The sequence below is a fragment of the Candidatus Thiosymbion oneisti genome (genome assembly GCF_900092655.1).
In the GTDB taxonomy this organism is placed as follows: Bacteria; Pseudomonadota; Gammaproteobacteria; order Chromatiales; family Chromatiaceae; genus Thiosymbion; species Thiosymbion oneisti.
This window is the reverse complement of sequence record NZ_FLUY01000873.1, coordinates 1-3010: the sequence shown is the minus strand read 5'-3', so window position 1 is coordinate 3010 and position 3010 is coordinate 1. Positions and strand designations below refer to the sequence as shown.

4 protein-coding genes are annotated in these 3010 nt (G+C 62.6%); 3 read left to right on the top strand and 1 reads right to left on the bottom strand.

Annotated elements, in window-relative coordinates:
- The 3 genes from BQ17_RS22545 to BQ17_RS09220 all read left to right on the top strand — a co-directional run.
- Positions 1-264, top strand: a 264-nt coding sequence (locus BQ17_RS22545) for a hypothetical protein (protein WP_218068196.1), incomplete at its 5' end; no start/stop codon positions are given.
- A complete protein-coding gene (gene tldD / locus BQ17_RS09225) occupies positions 261-1703 on the top strand; it encodes a metalloprotease TldD (protein ID WP_089726380.1) in 1443 nt (480 codons plus the stop codon). The genes BQ17_RS22545 and tldD, both read left to right, overlap by 4 nt.
- A 227-nt stretch (positions 1704-1930) precedes the next feature.
- On the top strand, positions 1931-2596 hold the full coding sequence (locus tag BQ17_RS09220) for a nitroreductase (RefSeq protein ID WP_089726378.1): 666 nt from the start codon (positions 1931-1933) through the stop codon (positions 2594-2596).
- A 191-nt stretch (positions 2597-2787) separates the two neighbouring features.
- Here BQ17_RS09220 and BQ17_RS22540 read toward each other — a convergent pair.
- A partial coding sequence (locus BQ17_RS22540; RefSeq protein WP_218068195.1) for a hypothetical protein occupies positions 2788-3010 on the bottom strand: 223 nt, incomplete at its 5' end.

The window sequence follows — 3010 nt, the reverse complement described above, 5'->3', positions numbered from 1 at the left end:
GATGCGGTCGCGCCGCTTTGCCGGCGCACTCCAAAGCAGTCCGGAATCCATAAAGAGCCTAAAAATTTACCACTACCACTGAATCTACCGGATCGTTTTTCCCATGCTCAACCCGAACCTCGGCGGTTCCGCTTGTTGCCGCCGATGAACGCGAATCAACGCAGATCGGTCGCAATCGGCTCGTCATCATCGACGGTTCTTGATTCATTTGCGTTGATTTGCGTGCATTTGCGGATAACTCTTCCGTCCGGACCCAAATTATGAACGACCCCACCCAGATCGCCTGCGACAGCATTCTGGCACTCGCCGGACTGGAGCACCGGGACCTCGACCGTTTGCTCGGAGCGCTCAAGGGCCCGGGCATTGATGCCGCCGATCTCTACTTCCAGTCCAGCCGGCTCCAGTCCTGGGTCCTGGAGGACGGTATCATCAAGGAGGGCAGCTTCAATATCGAGCAGGGAGCGGGGGTGCGCGCCGTAAGCGGCGAAAAGACCGGCTTCGCCTACTCCGATGAGCTTCAGCTCCCGGCCTTGCAGCAGGCTACACAGGCAGCCCGGGCCATCGTCCGGGGCGGTGGCGAGGGGCGGGTCCGCGTCGCCGGCGTGGCGGTTGGACACCGGCTGTACGAGCCTTTGAATCCGGTGGCCAGCCTGCCGGACGACGAGAAAATCGCCTTACTGCACCGAGTGGATCAGGTGGCACGGCGCCTGGACCCGCGGGTCAAGCAGGTGAACACGGGCCTGGTGGCGGTCCAGGATGTGGTCCTGGTGGTCACGGACGACGGTACTCTGGTGGCCGACGTCCGGCCCCTGGTGCGCCTCAATGTCTCCGTAATCGCCGAGGAGGGCGGTCGGCGCGAGCAGGGGTCGTGCGGCGGCGGTGCGCGTCAGGGCCTGGACTACTTTCTCGCCGCGGACCGCTGCGAGGAGTACGCCCGGGATGCGGCCCGGATGGCCCTGACTAACCTTTCGGCCATCGCCGCCCCTGCCGGTTCTATGACCCTGGTGCTCGGTCCCGGCTGGCCCGGCGTGTTGCTGCATGAGGCGGTGGGTCACGGCCTGGAGGGCGACTTCAACCGCAAAGGCACGTCCGCCTTCGCAGGCTGCCTGGGCGAACGGGTTGCCGCGTCCGGCGTAACCGTGGTGGACGACGGCACCCTGCCGGGTCGCCGGGGTTCGTTGAACCTGGACGACGAGGGCACGCCAACGGAAAATACCGTTCTGATCGAAGACGGTATCCTACGCGGCTATATGCAGGACAAGCTCAACGCCCGGCTAATGGGTATGGCCCTGACCGGCAACGGTCGGCGTGAGTCCTATGCCCACCTGCCCCTACCGCGGATGACCAACACCTACATGCTCCCCGGTGATAAGGACCCGCAGGAGATCATCGCCGCGGTGGACCAGGGTCTCTACGCCGCCAACTTCGGGGGTGGCCAGGTGGACATCACCTCCGGCAAGTTCGTCTTCTCTGCCAGCGAGGCCTATCTGATCGAGAACGGCAAGCTCGGAGCCCCGGTCAAGGGTGCCTCTCTGATCGGGAATGGCCCCGATGTGCTGACCCGGGTGACCATGGTAGGCAATGATCTGAAGCTGGACCAGGGGACCGGCACCTGCGGCAAGGAAGGCCAGAACGTACCCGTCGGGGTGGGCCAGCCAACCCTGCGTATCGATGGCCTGACGGTCGGTGGAACGAGTGCTTGAGCAACCCTCATTAACCGCGGAGACGCGGAGAATGCAGAGAACAAACAACCGCAAACCCTGCGTCTCTGGAGTTCAAATTTAAAAGTCTTTAGAAAAAGGGGTGGTGTTTCAACTTTGTTGTTTCTGGTGTAAGGGCACCGTGAAAGATCCCAGGGCGGAAACTTTTCAAAGTTCCCTCTACTCGGTAACAACAAAATTAGAACACTACCCTTAAGGCGAATCGCGAGATGAAGCTAGCGGACGCACTGCGTAGCAGGCACTCCTGCCGGGCCTTTCTGGCCCGCGAGGTCGAGAGCGACAAGATCGAACGCATCCTGCGGCTGGCCGCCCAGGCCCCTTCCGGGGGCAATCTCCAGCCCTGGCAGGTCACCGTCGTCAGCGGCCGCACCAAGCAGGCGATCGCGGAAGCGCTGGAGGCCCGATTCCGTGCCGGCATTCGGGGCGAGCCCGACTATCGGTATTATCCGGAGCATTGGACCGAACCCTACACCTCCAGGCGCCTCGCCTGCGGCATGCAGCTCTACTCTGCGCTGGGGATCGAACGCGAAGACAAGGACCGTCGGCGCGAGCAGTGGATCGAGAATTACCACTCCTTCGGCGCGCCGATCGTGCTCTATCTTCATATGGAATCCCACCTGGCAACCGGCGCCTATGTGGATCTCGGCATCTTCCTGCAATCCCTGATGCTTGCCGCCCTCGAGGAGGGACTGGCAACCTGTCCCCAGCAGGCCCTGGCCGAGTACCCCCAAATCGTCAAGCGCAGGCTCGGCATCGGGGATGACTGCATCCTCTTATGCGGAATTGCCCTGGGGTATGAGGATACGAGTGCGCCCATCAACCAGTATCGTACGCCGCGGGCCGAGCTTGCGGCGTTCGTCCGCTATTTCTCTTAGGGGAGATGTCGATCATCGGCCATCCCGGCCAGAATCAGCGCGGCATCGGAAGTTTGGTGATCTTCGATCCTCGGGTGGTAGTGGTAAATTTTTAAGGCTCTTTATGGATTCCGGACCGCCAACGATCATGGAAGGGTACCACCGGACGTTTTGGAGTGCGGCGGCAATCTTACCCCGATGCTTACCGGAACCTACGGCCTTGGGCATAAGCGGGGGGTCGGCCAAGTGGCACAGACCCGCCGCCGCTTTGGATTGGGCCGCGCATCCGTCCCCAGCACAGGTGTTGCGGCCAAGGGAAAGCGCCGTCGCCGCGGCACGGGTGAACCTAAGTACCCGAATTCCCGGCCAACGCCGCTGGTATCCCCCGTGGCTGAGGTTCGATGCGGCCGCGCCGCTTTGCCGGCGCACTCCAAA

Coding starts and splice junctions, on each gene's coding strand:
- tldD (WP_089726380.1), top strand. CDS start 261: ATGAACGACCCCACCCAGATCGCCTGCGACAGCATTCTGGCACTCGCC.
- BQ17_RS09220 (WP_089726378.1), top strand. CDS start 1,931: ATGAAGCTAGCGGACGCACTGCGTAGCAGGCACTCCTGCCGGGCCTTT.